General features: G+C 65.8%; 2 protein-coding genes. Both read right to left on the bottom strand.

Features of this window, described 5'->3' with window-relative positions:
- Positions 1-9: 9 nt before the first annotated feature.
- Positions 10-567, bottom strand: a complete 558-nt coding sequence (locus PNO31109_RS21775) for an ureidoglycolate lyase (RefSeq protein ID WP_150557515.1) — start codon at positions 565-567, stop codon at positions 10-12.
- Between the two features lie 51 nt (positions 568-618).
- Positions 619-1,641, bottom strand: a complete 1,023-nt coding sequence (gene alc / locus PNO31109_RS21770; protein WP_150557514.1) for an allantoicase — start codon at positions 1,639-1,641, stop codon at positions 619-621.
- Between the last annotated feature and the right edge of the window lies 1 nt (position 1,642).

The raw sequence follows: 1,642 nt of genomic DNA, 5'->3' as shown, positions 1-1,642 counted from the left end.
TGGCTCGCCCTATGCAACCTTCTTTGTGGTTCGGGCCGCGTCCAACGCGGCCTGCGTCAACAGATAGACGCCCGGCAAGTCCTGCTCGTCACAGTTGTGTCCCTCGCCCCCGCGATCGACCACCACGAAGTCACTCACCTCATCCAACGCCAACAACGGGTGATGCCACACGCCGCGCGCATAGTTCACCCCCTGCCAACCGTCCGATACGAACGCCCGCATCTGGCTCACGTCGAGCTCGCCCGCCGGCGCCACCACCACCAGATACGGCGTCGTCTTCAACGGGATGAACGCCTGGCTGCCCAGCGGATGGCGCTCGAGCATCTTCACCTCATACGGCAAGCGCCGCGGCTGGCCTCGGAACACGTTGATCAGCGTGCGGCCGCCGTCCGGGCCCAGATCCACCGTCGCCAAATCGTGATACCGCTCGGTCGTCCCGCCATTGATCGCAAAATGCTTCGCGCCCGACAACTCGATCACATCCCCAAACGGCGCGAACGCCTCTCGCGTCAATCGCGCTATCTTCAACGTCGGACCCGACATATCACGCTCTCCTTGTGTCTGCATGCGCTTTTCCTTTCCCCCCTCGCAGCGGGTGCGAGGGGCGTGGGTCTGGCCTTATGCCGTCTTCTCGCTCAGGCGGCCCCACAGCCGCAGACGCGACACCCCGCCGTCCGGAATGATGTTAAAGCGAATGTGCGTGATGGCCCCCAGCTTCTGCACCGGCGCCTCGAAGACGAACTGCCTGTCCATCGCCAGCTTCTGCTCGGGCAGCAACACCGGCCAGAACATGGACTGGGTAATCAGCGACTGCTCGGTACCGCCCGTCACGTAGGCGGCCTGGATGGAGCACCGGTCCGGGAAATTCCCCTTGAAGTGCGCCGTATCGACTTCGATCTTCTCGATCTCGCCCGGCTGCGCCAGCGCGATGATGGCCCAGTCGTTGCCCGGCTCTCGCCGGCGGCGCGTCTCCCAGCCATCGCCCATGTTCACCCCGCGGCCCGGCATCAGCAGGTTCGACGCCAACCCGAAATGCTGGTTGTTCGCCGCCACGACGTACCCGCCGTTTTCCATTGCCACCAGATCGATCAGCGCGTCGCGCGAACGGTGGGCCCAGTCGCCCTGCGGCAAGCCGTACAGGCGCAGACGGGCCAGCCCCCCGTCGGGATACAGGTTCACGCGCACGTGCGTCACCGCGCGCTGCTCGGCAATCGCGTGGTAGTGGTGCGCATTGCCCTGCAGGGTGGTCGAGGGCAGCAGTTCGAACCACTCGGCCGACGCGCAAGGATCGCCGCTCGGGCTGTAGCAGCCCTCGAGCGAGGCGGCCGGCGGGAAGTTGCCGGTGAAGTGGCTGGTGTCGAGGTCAACGCCGTAGAGCACGCCCGCGCGCGCGAGCTTGACCACGCACCAGTCGTAACCGTTCACGCGCTTGCGGCGCGTCTCCCAGCCGTCCATCCACTTGCCGTTCTCGTCATACTTGCCCGGAATGAAGACCGCAGGCTCGGGGTTGAGCATGCGCTCCTTGGCCGCGAAGAACTCGTCGCTGGCCTGCAGCGCCTGCGCGCCCAGACGCGGATCGGCCAGATTGACGTAACGGCGCACGAATTCCGGTGCGTTCGGATCTTGCGGGGCGAGGGCCATG

The sequence above is a fragment of the Pandoraea nosoerga genome (assembly GCF_902459585.1).
Classification (GTDB): domain Bacteria; phylum Pseudomonadota; class Gammaproteobacteria; order Burkholderiales; family Burkholderiaceae; genus Pandoraea; species Pandoraea nosoerga.
The sequence above is the reverse complement of the archived record's forward strand: the minus strand, read 5'-3'. Positions and strand labels throughout refer to the sequence as shown.

Excerpts from the sequence above, each read along its gene's own strand:
- PNO31109_RS21775 (WP_150557515.1), bottom strand. The coding sequence starts at position 567 with ATGCAGACACAAGGAGAGCGTGATATGTCGGGTCCGACGTTGAAGATA.
- alc (WP_150557514.1), bottom strand. The coding sequence starts at position 1,641 with ATGGCCCTCGCCCCGCAAGATCCGAACGCACCGGAATTCGTGCGCCGT.